The 16,303-nt window shown below is 47.9% G+C and carries 15 protein-coding genes; 7 read left to right on the forward strand and 8 right to left on the reverse strand.

Features of this window, described 5'->3' with window-relative positions; translation table 11 throughout:
• Positions 1–7 precede the first annotated feature (7 nt).
• From C9J03_RS12290 to C9J03_RS12315, 6 genes are all read right to left on the reverse strand, one after another.
• Positions 8–2,863: a formate dehydrogenase subunit alpha gene (locus C9J03_RS12290; protein ID WP_044623380.1), complete on the reverse strand. Its 2,856-nt coding sequence runs from the start codon at positions 2,861–2,863 to the stop codon at positions 8–10.
• 13 nt (positions 2,864–2,876) lie between these two features.
• Positions 2,877–3,077 carry a hypothetical protein gene (locus C9J03_RS12295; protein ID WP_044623381.1) on the reverse strand — a complete coding sequence of 67 codons (201 nt, stop codon included), beginning with the start codon at positions 3,075–3,077 and terminating at the stop codon, positions 2,877–2,879.
• 178 nt (positions 3,078–3,255) lie between these two features.
• Positions 3,256–3,861 (reverse strand): TorD/DmsD family molecular chaperone, encoded by a 606-nt coding sequence (locus C9J03_RS12300; RefSeq protein ID WP_044623382.1) that lies wholly within the window; start codon positions 3,859–3,861, stop codon positions 3,256–3,258.
• Between the two features lie 9 nt (positions 3,862–3,870).
• Positions 3,871–5,532, reverse strand: coding sequence for a 4Fe-4S binding protein (locus C9J03_RS12305; protein ID WP_044623383.1), 1,662 nt, complete (start codon positions 5,530–5,532; stop codon positions 3,871–3,873).
• Positions 5,533–5,892: 360 nt separating this feature from the next.
• Entirely contained in the window at positions 5,893–6,624 is a 732-nt protein-coding gene (locus C9J03_RS12310; protein WP_052829775.1) for a DUF3306 domain-containing protein, read from the reverse strand.
• The gene (locus tag C9J03_RS12315; protein ID WP_044623384.1) at positions 6,614–7,084 is read right to left on the reverse strand and encodes a DUF3305 domain-containing protein; all 471 of its coding nucleotides are present in this window, start codon (positions 7,082–7,084) and stop codon (positions 6,614–6,616) included. The genes C9J03_RS12310 and C9J03_RS12315 overlap by 11 nt, the downstream gene beginning before the upstream one ends.
• 284 nt (positions 7,085–7,368) lie before the next feature.
• Here C9J03_RS12315 and fdhD point away from each other — a divergent pair, with 284 nt between their 5' ends.
• The 7 genes from fdhD to pbpG all read left to right on the forward strand — a co-directional run bounded on the left by fdhD (position 7,369) and on the right by pbpG (position 14,571).
• On the forward strand, positions 7,369–8,286 hold the full coding sequence (gene fdhD / locus C9J03_RS12320; protein ID WP_044624497.1) for a formate dehydrogenase accessory sulfurtransferase FdhD: 918 nt from the start codon (positions 7,369–7,371) through the stop codon (positions 8,284–8,286).
• On the forward strand, positions 8,286–9,200 hold the full coding sequence (locus tag C9J03_RS12325; protein ID WP_044623385.1) for a helix-turn-helix transcriptional regulator: 915 nt from the start codon (positions 8,286–8,288) through the stop codon (positions 9,198–9,200). Before fdhD ends, C9J03_RS12325 begins: the two co-directional genes overlap by 1 nt.
• A 577-nt stretch (positions 9,201–9,777) precedes the next feature.
• On the forward strand, positions 9,778–11,763 hold the full coding sequence (locus tag C9J03_RS12330) for an SDR family oxidoreductase (protein WP_044623386.1): 1,986 nt from the start codon (positions 9,778–9,780) through the stop codon (positions 11,761–11,763).
• Positions 11,764–11,774: 11 nt separating this feature from the next.
• Complete coding sequence (locus tag C9J03_RS12335) at positions 11,775–12,293, forward strand: DUF2505 domain-containing protein (protein WP_044623387.1); 519 nt, start codon at positions 11,775–11,777, stop codon at positions 12,291–12,293.
• An 85-nt stretch (positions 12,294–12,378) separates the two neighbouring features.
• Positions 12,379–13,011: a TetR/AcrR family transcriptional regulator gene (locus C9J03_RS12340; RefSeq protein ID WP_044623388.1), complete on the forward strand. Its 633-nt coding sequence runs from the start codon at positions 12,379–12,381 to the stop codon at positions 13,009–13,011.
• A 202-nt stretch (positions 13,012–13,213) separates the two neighbouring features.
• Positions 13,214–13,570 carry a hypothetical protein gene (locus C9J03_RS12345; RefSeq protein ID WP_044623389.1) on the forward strand — a complete coding sequence of 119 codons (357 nt, stop codon included), beginning with the start codon at positions 13,214–13,216 and terminating at the stop codon, positions 13,568–13,570.
• Positions 13,571–13,674: 104 nt separating this feature from the next.
• Positions 13,675–14,571 (forward strand): D-alanyl-D-alanine endopeptidase, encoded by an 897-nt coding sequence (pbpG, locus tag C9J03_RS12350; protein ID WP_044623390.1) that lies wholly within the window; start codon positions 13,675–13,677, stop codon positions 14,569–14,571.
• Positions 14,572–14,675: 104 nt separating this feature from the next.
• On the opposite strand, the gene C9J03_RS12355 is transcribed toward pbpG, so the two are convergent.
• Positions 14,676–15,614 (reverse strand): alpha/beta hydrolase, encoded by a 939-nt coding sequence (locus tag C9J03_RS12355; protein ID WP_044623391.1) that lies wholly within the window; start codon positions 15,612–15,614, stop codon positions 14,676–14,678.
• Positions 15,615–15,921: 307 nt separating this feature from the next.
• Positions 15,922–16,281, reverse strand: a complete 360-nt coding sequence (locus C9J03_RS12360) for a phasin family protein (RefSeq protein WP_039461284.1) — start codon at positions 16,279–16,281, stop codon at positions 15,922–15,924.
• Positions 16,282–16,303 lie beyond the last annotated feature (22 nt).

Here is a 16,303-nt window from a genome sequence, read left to right on the forward strand (position 1 = left end):
TGACTCCTTACGCTTTAGAGATTTTACAGAGGGTTACTTTGGTTTCCTGCATTTGCGTTACAGGGTCATAGCCATAGGTGGTCGCCGTATTGGCCGCCTCGCCTGATACAAACGGAGCACTGCCCTCAGGATAACGTCCACGGAGATCTTCGCCCTGGAACTTACCGCCGAAGTGGAACGGAATGAATGCCATACCCGGTTTCACACGCGGTGTCACCATGGCTTTAACATGGATCCGCCCCTTCTCGGCACCTTCAACCCATACCATCTCACCGTCTTTGAAGCCGATGTCATTGGCATCTTTCGGGTTCACCTCAACAAACATCTCTTGCTGCAATTCTGCCAGCCATGGGTTAGAACGCGTCTCGTCGCCCCCCCCTTCGTACTCAACCAATCGACCCGAAGTCAGTACAATCGGATACTCGCCAGACATGTCTTTGTCCTGGATCGACTTGTACAGTGTTGGTAGGCGGAACATGGCTTCGCTGTCATTCCAGGTTGGGTAATCCGTTACAAGGTCACGGCGCGGCGTGTACAGTGGTTCACGGTGTAGCGGGACAGCATCCGGGAATGTCCATACCACGGTACGGGCCTTGGCATTACCAAACGGGATACAACCATGCTTGATGGCGACGCGCTGAATACCACCGGACAGGTCAGTCTTCCAGTTTTTGCCTTCTGCCTGGGCCTTCTCTTCAGCAGTCAGATCGTCCCACCATTCCAGTTGCTTGAGCATCTTGTCGGTAAACTCAGGGTAGCCGTCTTCCAGCTCACAGCCCAGTGAGTAGCTGTCGTCAGCCAAAAGGCTTTCACCATTGCGCTCCACACCAAAACGGGCACGGAAATTACCGCCACCCTGGGCGACGGTTTTCGAAGTATCGTAAAGAATATGGGTACCCGGGTGCTTCATCTCCGGCGTACCCCAGCATGGCCATGGCAGGCCGTAGGTCTCACCGTTCGCAGGACCGCCCTCGGCTTCAAGGGTGGTTTTGTGGAAGGTGTGCCAGTTCTGCTGGTGCTCTTTAAGACGCTCAGGGCTCTGACCGGTGTAACCGATAGTCCACATACCTTTGTTGTACTCGCGGGTGATGTCTTCAATCACCGGCTGGTTATTCTCAACACGGATGTGCTTGAACAACTGTTCGGAAAGCCCCAGCTTCTGAGACAGCAGGTACATGATTTCGTGGTCAGGTTTGGATTCGAACAAAGGTTCGATCACCTGATCGCGCCACTGAATTGAGCGGTTGGTCGCGGTTACCGATCCGGTTGTTTCGAACTGCGTCGTTGCCGGTAGCAAGTAAACATTGTCCTTGCGGTTGTTCATTACCGCGGCAACCCCCGGATACGGATCAACAATCACCATCATATCCAGTTTTTCCATCGCCTTACGCATTTCGGTACCACGGGTTTGCGAGTTCACCGCATGGCCCCAGTAGAACATGGCGCGGATGTTGTCGTTCTGCTCGATGTTGGCTTTGTCTTCAAGCACGCCATCAATCCAGCGCGAAACAGGAATACCGGCATTGTTCATTGGTTTCTTGCCACGGTATTCAGCCTGGTCAAAGCGACCCTTCAACCATTCGTAGTCCACATCCCATACTTTCGCCCAGTGCTTCCAAGCACCTTCAGAAAGACCGTAGTAACCCGGCAAGTTGTCAGAAAGCACGCCAAAGTCCGTTGCCCCCTGAACGTTATCGTGACCACGGAAAATATTGGCACCGCCACCCGATTTACCCATGTTGCCAAGGGCTAGCTCAAGGATACAGTAGGCACGGGTGTTGTTATTACCTGTGGTATGCTGGGTTCCCCCCATACACCAAACCACACAGCCTGGGCGGTTTTCGGAGAGCAGTTTCGCGGTCTGGTATACATCCGCTTCCGCGACGCCACTTACACGCTCGACTTCTGCTGGTGTCCATTTCGCCACCTCGGCGCGAACTTCATCCATCCCCCAAACACGCTGGCGAATGAATTCTTTGTCTTCCCAGCCATTTTTGAAGATGTGGTATAGCACCCCCCAAATGAAGGCAACGTCAGAACCCGGACGCAAGGATACATAGTGATCTGATTTTGCCGCCGTACGGGTACGGCGCGGATCAGCCACCACAATCTTACAGCTGTTGCGCTCTTTGGCGATCAAGATGTGCTGCATCGCAACTGGGTGTGCTTCGGCTGGGTTAGAGCCAATAAACAAAATCGACTTACAGTTGTGCATGTCGTTAAGCGAGTTGGTCATCGCCCCGTAGCCCCAGGTGTTCGCTACACCGGCAACCGTGGTCGAGTGACAGATGCGTGCCTGATGATCAACGTTGTTCGAGCCCCACATTGAGACCATCTTACGGAACAAGTACGCCTGTTCATTGTTGTGCTTCGCCGAACCAAGCCAGTAAACAGAGTCCGGACCCGATTCTTGGCGGATCTTCATCACTTGCTGGCTCACTTCGTTGAGCGCCTGTTCCCAGCTCAGTTTTTTCCATTTGCCATCGACCAGCTTCATCGGGTATTTAATGCGGCGCTCACCATGACCGTGTTCACGCAGTGCCGCACCTTTCGCACAGTGGCCACCAGCATTGAATGGGTGATCGAAAGCTGGCTCCTGGCCGGTCCACACACCTTCCTGCACTTCAGCGTAAATGCCACAGCCAACAGAGCAGTGGGAGCAGATAGTACGCTTCACTTCTACCGGCGCCTTAGGATCAACCTCCTTGGCTTCGGCTTTTTTCATCATACCCGGCGCAAACAAGCTCGCGCCGGCCATTCCACCAGCAGCCGCCAGTGAAGAGTTACGAATAAAGGAACGACGCGAAATACCCAGCTGGTTTTCGTCCTTGCTTACGTTGTCGGAACGTTTTGTCAGTTTCATTTATGGCTCCGCCTTACAAGGTTTCGTAGTAATCGCGAACATGTTGGGTTTCGCGATAGCCAGTTGTATTGTCATTTTTATTGTTTTCAGGCTGTTCAACCTTTGCCTGAACCGCCGTTGCCGTACCCGAAATAACGGTACTAGCAGCCACACTCAAACCAATATTTTTCAATAGCTGGCGACGGCTCTGATTAGGTTTATTCTGCTCACTCATAAAAGCTTGCTCCTTTATCGTGTTTCCAAATCCGAATTCCTCGCTTTGGAAATCAATTTTTTTGCTAAGTTTTTCGTAATAATAACGACGGTCAACTTTTCCTCAGCGACATCCTGAGCACCCTCATTCGAAGCTGGTAGCGGTTACGTCGTCACTCAAAATGAAAATAAGGTAAAGTCTAGTTCACCTCTACCAATAGTGTTTTTTCGACCAGCAGGAACTGCAAAGCAAGCTCGGCAACCGCGCTATAAAACACTGCACTGCTAGCCACTTTAAGATCCTTGCACAGCCGTTCAAACCAAGTAGCGATATGACGGTTGAAAAAGACTTGCTGCAGATGCTTGTCTCCTCCCTCCACCAGCATCGCCATCACTTCGAGCAAGGCTGCAATATGATCTTCCGGCTCTTTTACGCTTTCATCGCGCTGAAAACCCAGTTGGGCGAGATCACGGCGAAGATGGGCCAGAGGCATTTCCATCATTGAACCGGTCAGATACCATGATCCGAAAGGCACGATTTCTCCGCGACCAATGCCAATGAACAAGTCTTGATACTCTTCTTCAACCGCCAACACCGATGTCGTCTGAGCAGCTAATTTCACAACAGGCCAAGCAGCTGCCATGGTATTTTGGCTTCCAGCATGTTGATTCGCTTCCACATCCAACGCAGAAAACCAATCCAAAACGGTTTGGTCCGGTGCCTTGCGAAACAGATGGGCCAGCAAGCCATAGATTTCTACGCGCAGTGCAGATTCTTCTTGACGAGTTTGTAGTACTGATTCCATTTGCTATTCCTACACGTTTAACTGACTTTCAGGATCATCGACGATCGTCGAGAAAATATCGCGAACACGACAGTCTTCGCACATATTCAGACGACGAATCGCCTCTCCCTGAAAATGTGAGTGGTTTTGCAGCTTTTCAGTCAACATCTTCACCATAGAAGCCGGTGCAAACGGTTTACCGCAACTGGTACAGCACGCCGCTTCCTCTTCGTGCAGAACTTGTGCTTCTTGACGAACCTGAGCATTCCAAGTTACTCCCGGATTCAGAGTAATGGCTTTTTCAGGGCATGCCTTTTCACACATACCGCATTGCACACAATCTTGTTCAATAAACCGCAAGCCGGGACGCTCACCAATGGCATGTAGAGCTCGTGTCGGACAGACAGACACACATCCCATGCAAAGGGTGCAATCCTCAGCCCGGCAATCAACCGAACCATAAGGTGCATTTTCTGCAACCGCAGAGTGTGTAGGTTTCACACTGGCCTGCTCATACAGAGCATCCAGAGCAGTAAACAACTTTTCGCGTTTACTCCCTTCAAGGGGAGCTGCAATATTCAATAGAGCAGCATCAAAACCGGTAAAGGTTTTTGCCTCTGCAAAATCAAACAAAGTAATACGCTCAACCTCATAACCCATTTCAGCCAAAAACGACTGAGCGGTTGCGAGCTCATTGCGAAGCACACGATCGATAGTGTCAGGAATATAAGAGGTATGGGTTGCCAAAAGCACCTGATGAGCACCGTAAGCCAGGCCACTAAACCAAGTATCAATCCCAACTGTCGCTAACTCTTCCAACGCAACTGGAATGACTGACTCAGGAAGCTCTGCCAGGGTTTCGTTAACCGTTGCCTGGTCTCGATTGCCATAGAAAAGCAGCGTTGGCGATTCACCACCCGCTTTTCGGTAGTTTTCCAGTAATCGATAAACAAAGTGCTGAGTGTTGGCCGGATCAGGTAGCGCATAAGAAATGGCTTCTGTCGGACACGCAGTGGCACAAGTTCCCACGCCTTGGCAAAGGTATGGGTTTATTTCTATGCGATCACCGGTACTTGACAATGCACCAGCGGGACACGCATCAACGCAACGTTCACACCCAGTTACACCTCGTGAAGAGTGTGCACAACGTTCAGGATCCAAACGGAAATACTTCGGCTTATCAAATGTGCCAATCATCGCAGGGAGATCATCAACCACATTAGCCAGTTTTGCTCTACCCGTGCCAACGGCATAATAACCAGGTGCACAAATCTCAACGTCAGATAAACCGGTTTCCGTCATATCCACGATCAAATCAAAGCACTCTTGACCAATGGCCACTTTTGCCAGATTCACTGTCGTCAACATGCTCTCTACATCACAAGACACTTCAAATGCGCCCAAGTAACCTTTGACGGTCACTTTAGAAGCAAAATAAAGATTGTCTCGCTTGTCACTGTTATCTGCTTTCGTTGTGGCAAGCAGGGTTACCGACTTTAACGAAGCAAACTGCGCTTCAAGCGTTGTAATGACTTCTTCTGCGCCAACGAGCAACACATTCCCCCGGCTTTCATAAGAAACCGTTGGTGGAATTAGATTGGAAAGCTCAACGGTGCCATTGATAGCGGCCAGTCTTGCTTTTCCATTTTGCTCATCGTAAGCAGAAAGTGCTTTTAGTGTACTATTTAACATTATTATTCCTGTCTACTCGTCACCGTTAGTCAGTGGCGATTGAAACGCTATGTTTAGAAAAGATTTTTCTTAACGCTGCGCTTCATACTCATTACTAGAGCAATAACCGATCCAACTTTTCACGGAATAAAATGACTTATAGGGAGCCATAATCTCTTTGGGACACATTGACCAAGCCCAAAAGCGACAATTTGTCCCACCACCTGGAAGCTATTGCGCCAAAATGTCCCGATCATTTTTAAGGGTATTTTTCCCTTTTTGTCTCAGTTGCTTATATTTCGCTCATCGAGTGATGGCTGACTGACTTTCAATTTTTTATGACGTTGCCATTGGTCCATCAACGACATAGGCAAATTTAACTTATCCTTCTTGCGGACCTTTGTTGGCCCTTTTAACCAATTTGCCATCAGAAAATGCCCCTGTTCCTGTTAAAGCTTCGGGTTCTTCTTTCACTATTTCAGTAGGGATGGTGAATGCAACACCGGTTTCAACATCTGCTTCAGCCGCCTCTGCAGATGCGTCAGTCGGCAAGACATCTGGTGTATCGTTCCCTCGCTGATCTGCAATTGCCGCGACGGAATGAGCCCCATCTTCCGTTGCCAGTGGAGCATTAGGGGCATTGATTGCTTCCTCTACCTTTTCAGCAGCGTGGTTTACCCATTGGCGTAGCTGCTGAGTTACCTTGGTATCAAGCACTGGTACATTGGAGAAATCTTCGGTGTGATCGTCCATATCACTGATATAGTTGAATTCATCAGAGTGAAACAGCTTGCGCAAAGCCGCTTTTTTCACAGATTTTTCAACCCCTGCTTTCATAAAGGTTGATACTCCAGAGTCGAATGTCACCTTTGCGGCATCGGTTAGGGTTAACTCGGGCAGTGATGCATCCGCCTGTTCTTCTGCGGTATCTTTAGCTGAATACTCAGAACCTTTGTCATCTTTCTCTCGTTCCACAACCTCGTTGTCACTTGGGCTATCTAGATCGGAAGATGGCAATTTTTGTTCAACAAGCTCCTGTTCTAATTCAACTTCGCCTTCATCCTTGGCCTTGATTTTGCGCTGAGACCAACGCTGAAAGAAGTTAGTTGCCACTAGAACGCCCTTTTTGCTCTTTGTTCTTACAACGTTTACGGCGATATTCGATTTGCTCGCCGTGACGACCTATGAATGCCTCCATCCAGGCTTGGATTTGCAAAGGAGCTTTGATATGAAGAACCTGATAGTCACCATCCATATAACTGCTGGCGAGCCCTTGAGCCGCGGTGATAAGCAAGGGAAATAGCTGTTCATTTTCTTCTTCACAAACAATGAATAAGTGCGGATCACGAGAGCTAAGATTGAAGCGATAGTCCGAGCGTTCATGGCGATGTAATTCAAGCGGCATGACATATCCATCGTCCAGCCTCGCCAATACGGCTTTTTCATCTTCGTCATACAGACAAACGTCTTCAATAGACCAAGAAAGTGTTGTCCAACGCCCAATTTGTTTCTCTTGCGACACCAAGCGAAACGCTATCGGCCACAGCGACTCATTCTTATATTGTTCAGGCACATTCGCTCCTTAGCTGGTTGGAACCGTTAACCCTTGGGTTCGGTTAACACGTGAATACCCCCTACAAGCAAATAGCAGACCAACTTTAATATCTCATCTCAAATACCACGACATCTCCCGATACAAATAAGTTGGAATGATGTTTGCTTATACACCAGACTACGACTTAATCTATGTTTTAAAAGTAGACGTTCCAGACCGTGTTGCGTATACATGTACCCATCCAACAGGAAGGCCTCCTTTAGATGCCACAAAATAATCACCATCAACAGCAGGATAATTTGATGAACCAACTGCCAAAAATAATTAAAACAAATTCATCTGTTAATCAGACGATGACCGTTCAGGTTATGGATGAATATGGCGATATGATGGAGAAAGAAATTGCCTGTGAGCACCCTCTTACGGTTTATTTGAACTGGGTTGAAATAGTTACCCTGATGACCTTGGGCGAGCGCCCTTCTGCTTTAGTACTCGGCTACCTCAAGAACCAGGGTTTTATCGAAGATATCGATGCTATCGAATCGCTGATCATCGACTGGGAAACCAATTCGGCTGCCGTGATCACCCGCGAAAATACCGACGGGCTAGAAAAAAAGCTGGAAAAGAAAACCGTTACGTCCGGATGCGGTCAAGGCACAATGTTTGGCAACGTAATGAAAAAGCTCGAGGGGGTCCAGCTTCCCCAGCCACGCATTCGGCAATCTAAGTTGTATGGCTTGCTTGAGGCACTGACCCACCACAACGAAACCTACAAGGCCGCCGGTGCCGTACACGGCTGCGCGGTGTGCAAAGACACCGCTATTCTCTCTTTTGTCGAAGATGTTGGCCGCCATAACGCGGTAGATACCCTTGCTGGCGAAATGTGGCTCAAGGGCGAGCAAGGTGCCGATAAGATTTTCTACACCACCGGCCGCTTGACCTCCGAAATGGTCATCAAGGTTGCACAAATGGGGATCCCGGTCTTACTCTCCCGTTCAGGGGCAACCCAGATGGGTTACGAGCTGGCGCAAAAACTGGGGATCACTATGATTGCCCGAGCCAAGGGACACCGCTTCCAGGTATACAACGGCGTGGAAAACCTCGTCCTTGATATCAAAGGAGAAACCGCTAGCGAATCGCTCGAGGATGCCAATAAGCCCGCACACAAAGGTGATACCGATCAACAGCAGACAAGCCACCAGCAACAAGGCGAAAAATGATGGATAGCGCCTACCCTGAGTTTATGAATGCCAAACAAGTTGCCGAGTACCTCGATTTAAACGAAAAGAAAGTCTATTCGCTGGCAAATGATGGGTTGCTTCCAGCAACGAAAGTCACAGGCAAATGGCTATTCCCAAAGGCGCTGCTTGATAAATGGCTACTCGAATCCTGCCACAATGGCGTCTTGAATGATCGGTTGTTGATTGCCGGCTCGGATGATCCCTTGCTACAAATGATCGTAGGTGACATGGCCAACAAACTTGGTAGCACAGCCCTTATCGGCTATACCTCTACCGGCACCCGTCAGGGGCTCGCAATGCTGAGCAAAGGCCATGTCGATATGTGCGCCATTCACTGGGGCCATGCAGAAGAAGCCAGCCTCCGTCATCCTGCTTTGCTGCAGCAATACAGTGGCCATCGAAATTGGGTGCTTATTCATGCCTTCGAGCGCCAGCAAGGCCTGGTTGTCTCGCGGGAGATTGCCGACTGCGTCAATAGTCGCTCTATCCAGCCCCAGGAACTGTTGTCCTCCCGCTGGCGCTGGGCATTGCGTCAAGAAGGCGCTGGCAGTATGAGGGCGCTATCGGAATGGCTTCATAACCATGCCTTTACCATCGACATGCTTAACAGCGTTGATACCTGCAACAGTGAGCGTGAGCTTGCATCTTATATCGCCAGGGGGGATGCCGATGTAGGGTGTGCGAGCCAGAGTACCGCTGGCGAATTCGGTCTTGGTTTTATTCCTCTCTGTACAGAAGCCTTTGAGCTCGTGATCCCCAAAAACATCTACTTTAGAGAGCTGCAACAAAAGCTGCTGCACGCATTGGGGGATGGCCATATCCAGGCCAGAGGCGATCAACTTGGCGGCTACAACTTCAGTCGTAGCGGTCAACAGGTCTGGAGCGGCAAATAAATTTCGGGGCTCTGGATATAGGGGCGTATATAGGGGCGTAATGCCCCTTTTACTTTACCGAACTGAATCAACCGCATAAAGATAGCAAAACCCGGGCTCCGACCGAATACAGCCACCCGCAAAGTGCAATCATTTACCCATCCCTCCTTAACACCAACATACCTTTGCAATCACAACCTACCGATCCCCTTACCCCTTCCATGCCAGGCATGACTATTCACCAGCCAATCAACCTTAAGCTTGTTTTTCATGCTTTATATCTATTTTTTTACAGATAAATCACTCAATAAAGTCAAGAAAGACAGTCCCTTCAACCATATGAATTTATTAATATTTATCAGCCGTCATATATTCGAGATTTATCACTGGTCTGATGTGACAAATGAAACCCAAAGCGACAAAATGTGAGCAATTACTCTAAAATATAAAATCCCCTTTAAGAATATTGATCTAGCCCACAATTTGACAGGTTTTCCTTTGAGGATTTGTGCCACTAGATGCACACTGAAATCGGTCATCTGACCAGTTAATTACTCTGCAATTGAATGTAAAAATAAATACCGCGTAAGGAGTGGTCATGAATTATTTCATTACCGGCGCAACTGGATTTATCGGTTCTCAGTTATTACAACGTCTGGCTAAACGTCCTGGTGATATCTACCTGTTAAACTACGACAAAATTTCTGAAGATAGACTGGAAGCCCTATTAGAAAAACATAATCTGCCTAAGAACAAATTTCACTGCATCAAGGGCTCGATTACCGAACCAAACTTGGGTATCTCAGCGGAAGATACCAAAAAGCTGACTGGAAAAATTGACCAGTTCTTCCACCTTGCAGCCATATATGATTTGACGGCAAGCGAAGAAGACATGATGCGCGCCAATATTGATGGCACTGAACATACACTGCGTTTCGCTGAGCGGATCAACGCTGGCTGTTTCCATTACTTCAGTTCAATTGCGGTTGCGGGTCAATACCGTGGCTGGTTCCGCGAAGATATGCTCAATGAAGCAACTGGGCTTGAGCACGCTTACTTCTCCACTAAGCACAATGCGGAAAAACTGGTACAAGAAACAGCGACCATCCCATGGCGTGCCTACCGCCCGGGCATCGTGATTGGTGACTCAAAAACAGGTGAAGCCGATCGTATCGACGGTCCTTACTACTTCTTTAAGATTATCCAAAAACTGCGCCGCGCTCTTCCTGAGTGGGCTCCTCTTCTTGGCCTTGAAGGCGGTCGTTTGAACCTGGTGCCGGTTGACTATGTTGCCGATGCCATTGACCATATCTCGCATAAGCCAGAATTGGATAACCAGTGTTTCCATATCGTCGACCCTGATCCATACCGCTCTGGCGAAGTGATCAACCTCTTTGCCGAAGCAGGTCATGCGCCGCGCATGGCAATGCGCCTGGACATGCGTGTATTCCGTATGATCCCATCGCACTTCTGGAGCCAGTTAGGCCAAGTGCCTGTGCTTAAGCGCTTTATTGATGCTATCAGTAAAGAAATGGACATGCCGCAGGACGCACTAACCTACTTCAACTACCCGACGCAGTTTGACTGCAGCAACACGCTGAACGCACTGTCGGACAGCAATATCTGTTGCCCTCGCCTGGCGGATTATGCAGACAAGATTTGGGACTACTGGGAGCGTAACCTAGATCCTGAATTGCATGTTGAGAAAACACTGCAAGGTTGTGTTAACGACAAAGTTGTTGTTATTACCGGCGCCTCTTCAGGCATTGGTTATACTACCGCAATTAAACTGGCGAAGACCAAAGCACGTCTCGTATTGATTGCTCGTGATCTTGAGCGTCTTCAGCAAGTTCGTAATGAGATTGAACGCTTAGGTGGCCAAGCCTTCATCTACCAGTGCGACCTTAGCCAGGATGCTCCGGCACAAGAAGTGATCCAGCAAATTAAACATGATCACGGCAAAGTCGATATCTTAATCAACAACGCTGGCCGCTCTATTCGCCGCTCGGTTGAAAAAGCAACTGACCGCCTGCACGATTACGAACGTACTATGCAGATCAACTACTTCGGCGCACTTCGCATGATTTTGGGTAACCTGCCAGAAATGATCGAAGCGGGTGAAGGCCACATCATTAACATCTCTTCGATTGCGGTGTTGACCAACCAGCCGTTGTTCTCGGCATATGCTGCGTCGAAATCAGCACTGGACACCTTTACCCGTACCGCCAGTACAGAGCTAGGCGGTCAGGGAATCGATTTTACCACCATCAATATGCCGCTTGTTGAAACGCGTATGATTTCAGATCACTACCGTGAAACTGAAGGTGGTATCCCGCTACTCACTCCTGAAGAAGCCGCAGACTTGATTATCAAGGCGATTATCGAGAAGCCGAAACGCATTGCGACCAAACTTGGCCTGTTGGGTGCTTTCATCCACGGTGTTTATCCGAAACTGGGTGAACTGCTGATGGCTACGGGCTACAACCCGGATCACGGCAAGCATGACGGTGAAGAGGCAGAGCCTAAGCAACCGTCGGCCGATGTGGTTGCTCTTAACAGCATCATGCGTGAAATACATATGTAAGGAATTGAGTAATGCAAGTTTCAGTTATCCACGATTACAAAGAAGATCTTGATACCTTACTGCGTTATTTCAGTGAAGAAGCGCTCATCACTGAGAAATACCAGAAACTAGGCGGTAAAAACGTTCGTATCAACAAACTTGAAGAAACCGAAGATGGTTTCCGTGTTGAGACCCAGCGTGACATGCCGGCCAATGTGCCTGCGGTACTTAAAAGCTTGCTAGGTAGCTTCAATACTATAAAGCAGACTGAGTCATGGCACTGGCAAGAGAATGATCAGTTAATTTGTAAGCTGCAAATTGAGATCTTGGGTGTACCGGCGACGATTACTGGCCAGATGGTGTTCAGCGAGCCGGCGACCCGCCCGGGCATCGCAACATCGAATCATGTAACTATGGATGTGAAGTCTGCGATCCCTCTAGTGGGCAGCACGCTCGTTTCATTTATCTGCGGTGACATGAAAGATCAGATGCAAGCTGAGTATGACTTCCTGCGTGAAGTACTACCTCACCTTGTCGCTGAAGAACAATAACGTTCACCCCGTCACCTTCGGCAATCCCGAATAATGCTATTAATGGGGTTGCCGAATGTGAAGCTCGAATAACAAGGAAAAGATGATGAAAACCAAAGATAGGATTTTGTCAGTTAGTCTTGAGCTGTTTAATCGTGATGGTGTTGCACAAGTTAGTACATTAATCATCGCCACCGAGATGGGGATCAGCCCAGGAAACCTTTATTACCATTTCCGCGGCAAAGATGAAATTATTGCTACTCTGGTCACCGAGTTGCAAAATTCACTGACAACCATCAGCAATGAATATGCAAGTCAGGTCAAGGACTTCGATGATTACTGGCCTTTCATGCACACCGTAATGGCATTATTTACCCATTACCGCTTCTTGTTCAGAAATTTGGACAGCCTAAATGGCCAAAACCCGCAGATTAAGCGCAAAATCAGAACCTTGATCCTTAAGCTCCGTCATTTATGTAATGACATGCTCAAACACCTCGTTGTCTTGGGCAAGCTAAAATGTGATGAGCAAAGCCTGCCTCTATTGGCAGATAACTTATTGCTGGTTAGTCTGAACTGGCTTAACTACCAGACACTGCTTGATGATCACTACAGCGAAAGTGACCTGGCTCGAGCAGGCGTACTACGCTTGATCTCAATGGTAGAACCATATCTGACAGAAAATGCCAAATCCCCTTTCTTTACCCATCAGGATTTGGTGTCAGAGCTCGTCACATAATTGCCGCGCAATAAAATAGCAACGAAATATATCTCAACACCCCATCTATTGATGGGGTGTTTTATTTTATTTACCAGAATCGGGGTTTCTTAATGCTTTTCAATATTTTACTTAAATAAAAATACACTCTTACACTTTGAAATAACATCATCAGGTAGAGTATGTCATTCTGTTGTTATGCGTTATATTTGGAACAATGTGGATGAACGTTAAGTTAATTAAAAGCCTATCAGAATCGACAATCTGTATCGTTGTATTTTACACGTGCTTCCACTGGCTAATGATTCGGTTCGCTGGTGAATTCTATACCGATATCGTCACCAAATTCTACCGCTTCTATATCGCCTCCGCACTGTTATTCATCGTACTCGAAATAGTGCAGTTCTATCGCGCCAGCTCCTGGGGCTACTTGGCCTATGCCTTTGCAACCATAGCTATAATGGCTTCATCCTTTGAGCCTAACTTACTCAATGAGTTTGCTCTGCAACTGATGATGTCCCTAGGTGCCTTAGGTTTTGGGTTTTGTATGTACCAGTGGTGGGAAGACAAAATAGACTGAGCAACATCAACCCTACACTTAACCGTAAACTGACTTTACCATCACCGACCCCCAAGCTACCCTTGTCAGTATCTCTATGTCATATACTGTTTTATCAACAAGGAGTGGTTTTGTTTCGCCATCTCAATCGTTTTTTCGCCATCTGTCTGGCTCTGTCCGTTTCTGCAGCCCATGCCAGTAAATTGAACACTGATAACATCCAAACTGCGTCAGTGAGTACATTCGTAACCGATCTTGGCTCCAACCAGGCACTATTTCAAAAAAACGCAGATATCGTCATGCCCATTGCTTCTTTAACTAAAGTAATGACGGCCATGGTGATTCTGGATGCCAATCTCGCGCTGGATGAGCCCATCAACTTTAATAAGGACGACAAAGAAAGGATCTACAACGGCTATTCGCGGATACGGATGGGCTCTACCCTTAGCCGAGGGGAAGCCCTGCATATCGCCCTGATGTCCTCAGAGAACCTTGCTACGGCTGCGCTAGCCCGTCAATTCCCTGGGGGTTATGATGCCTTTATTAAGGCCATGAACGCAAAAGCCAAATCGCTGGATATGACTGATACGGTATTTGTTGATAGCTCTGGCTTGAATCCTGACAACGTTTCAACCGCTGCCGACATTACCAAAATGATCAAGGCTGCCTATGATTATCCAAAAATCAGACAGTACAGTACCACACCGGTTCATACTGCCTATTTCAAGAAGCCTCGGTATAAATTGGGCTATACCAACACCAATGCGCTGGTAAGGGGCCAAAAGTGGGATGTCGCACTGAGTAAAACCGGCTATCTGGATATCGCAGGCCACTGCCTGGCAATGATCACTGAGGTGGACGGCAAGCAGCTGCTGATTGTTACCTTAGATGCCTACGGTAAACTGACCCCTGTTGGTGATGCTGGAAGGATCAAAAAGTGGTTACAGAGCGGGCACAGTGGCAAGGTATCGGAATCAGCCATGCACTACCAAAAACAAAAGCTCTCAACCCTAACAAACTAAAACCAACCACCAAGACCAAGGCGTCGGCGTGTCCTCTATAACATGAGCCCTAGGCAACTGGGCTCTGTTATCAGAGTAACATCAACCACGTCACGGCTTCAGTATCAACTGGCTTTCTTGTCGATCGATTCGCCCGCTTGTTTAAATTTTTCTCGTACAAAAGCTGTCATTAACTTCAGCGCATCCCTGGCTTCGCTCAACTGATAAAATAGCGGATAAACATGCGGTACCCCCTTTACCACATTGATGGTCACGTCATTGCCGGCTTGCCCTAATCGCTCAGCAAGGTGCGTCGCATCATCCATCAGCAATTCTTCCGTACCTGCCGTAATAAATGTCGGCGGCAAGTCATGGTGATCGGCATAATAGGGAGAGATATCTGGATCACAGGGGTTTTGCATACCGATATAGTTGTTACGCATCAGCAACAATGTGCTCAAGTCGAAAAACGGGTCATCCTTGCACTTCTTGAAAGCTGAAGCCCCCGTGACAGCCATATCTGTTACAGGTGACATCAAAATACCGCCTGCAGGCTGCGGCAGCTTAGCCGCACGGATACGCAGCATGGTTGTCAACACCAGGTTTCCACCAGCAGAATCGCCAGCAAAGAAGATTTGGTGGGGATGATAGCCTTTGACCAACAATCCTCGATACACCGCAAAGCAGTCGTCGGGAGCGGCAGGATAAGGGTTCTCAGGTGCCAGGCGGTAATTAACCATCAACCCACGGGCATTGGTATAATTCGCTAGCCGGGCTAAAAAGGCACTGTGAATTTTCGGGCTGTGGAAACAAAAGCCGCCGCCGTGAAAATAGAGAATGATCTTGTTGCCGCTGCTCTTGGGCATATCAACCCAGTCGCAAGCGACATCTGAAAAACGAGTTGGTGTAATCTCCATCCCCTTAGGTGCAGCTATAAAAGGCCCATAGTTATCAATTGATAAGATGAGATCCCGCATTTCTTCGGTCGATTCACAATTTGCAAGACGTTGCCGCATAATACGGAATAAAACCTTGTTGAAAGCCCTATTACGCCAACTATCCATATACACCACCTCTTTTACAATTCATTTACAAAGTTAGAATTAAACAAGCGGTTTGGTCAATATCAAGTAGTAAAAAAATGATGATATTTTAAAAGAAGTGTCTATTTTTCTGTTATTTAAGGTAAAAAAGCTTGTTTTCAAGGGTGTAAAAAAGCTCTACCACCGAAGGCAGAAAAAATAATAAAAAAGTTGCGCGTGCATGGCCCACGCGCAACCTAAAGGCTTCACAACCTGCAGACTGGGAACGGTTGCTCAGCCCGGAGCTACTTTTTGTCTGGCTGGCATAAACGTAGCTCCGTATTGGCAGTTACTCTGCTTCTGCCAATTTCTCAACGGCTTGAGTCAGCTTGTCGATTTTCTCGTCCATGCGCTCAAGCTTCTCACGGTCAACGCCACTTAGGCGGTAGAACAGATCATTCATACCTGCTTCTACTTCCTCTGTCGCTTTTTCCGTGTTCTTACCAATGCACTCTTTCGCCTGGATTTCAACTTCCTTACCACGCTCAACAAGCTCATCAAACATTTGGTTTGACTTCTCGTTGATCTGCTGTGCTTCTTCCAAGCTACGGCTGTAAAGACCAAGGCCTGCTAACCAAATGTTACGTGCAATGCCTTCACCACTTTCAACGACATTTTTTGCCGCTTTCACTACTGTATTGTTGCTCATAATCATATCCTCTTGCGTTATC

Source organism: Photobacterium gaetbulicola, assembly GCF_003025515.1.
Lineage (GTDB): Bacteria > Pseudomonadota > Gammaproteobacteria > Enterobacterales > Vibrionaceae > Photobacterium > Photobacterium gaetbulicola.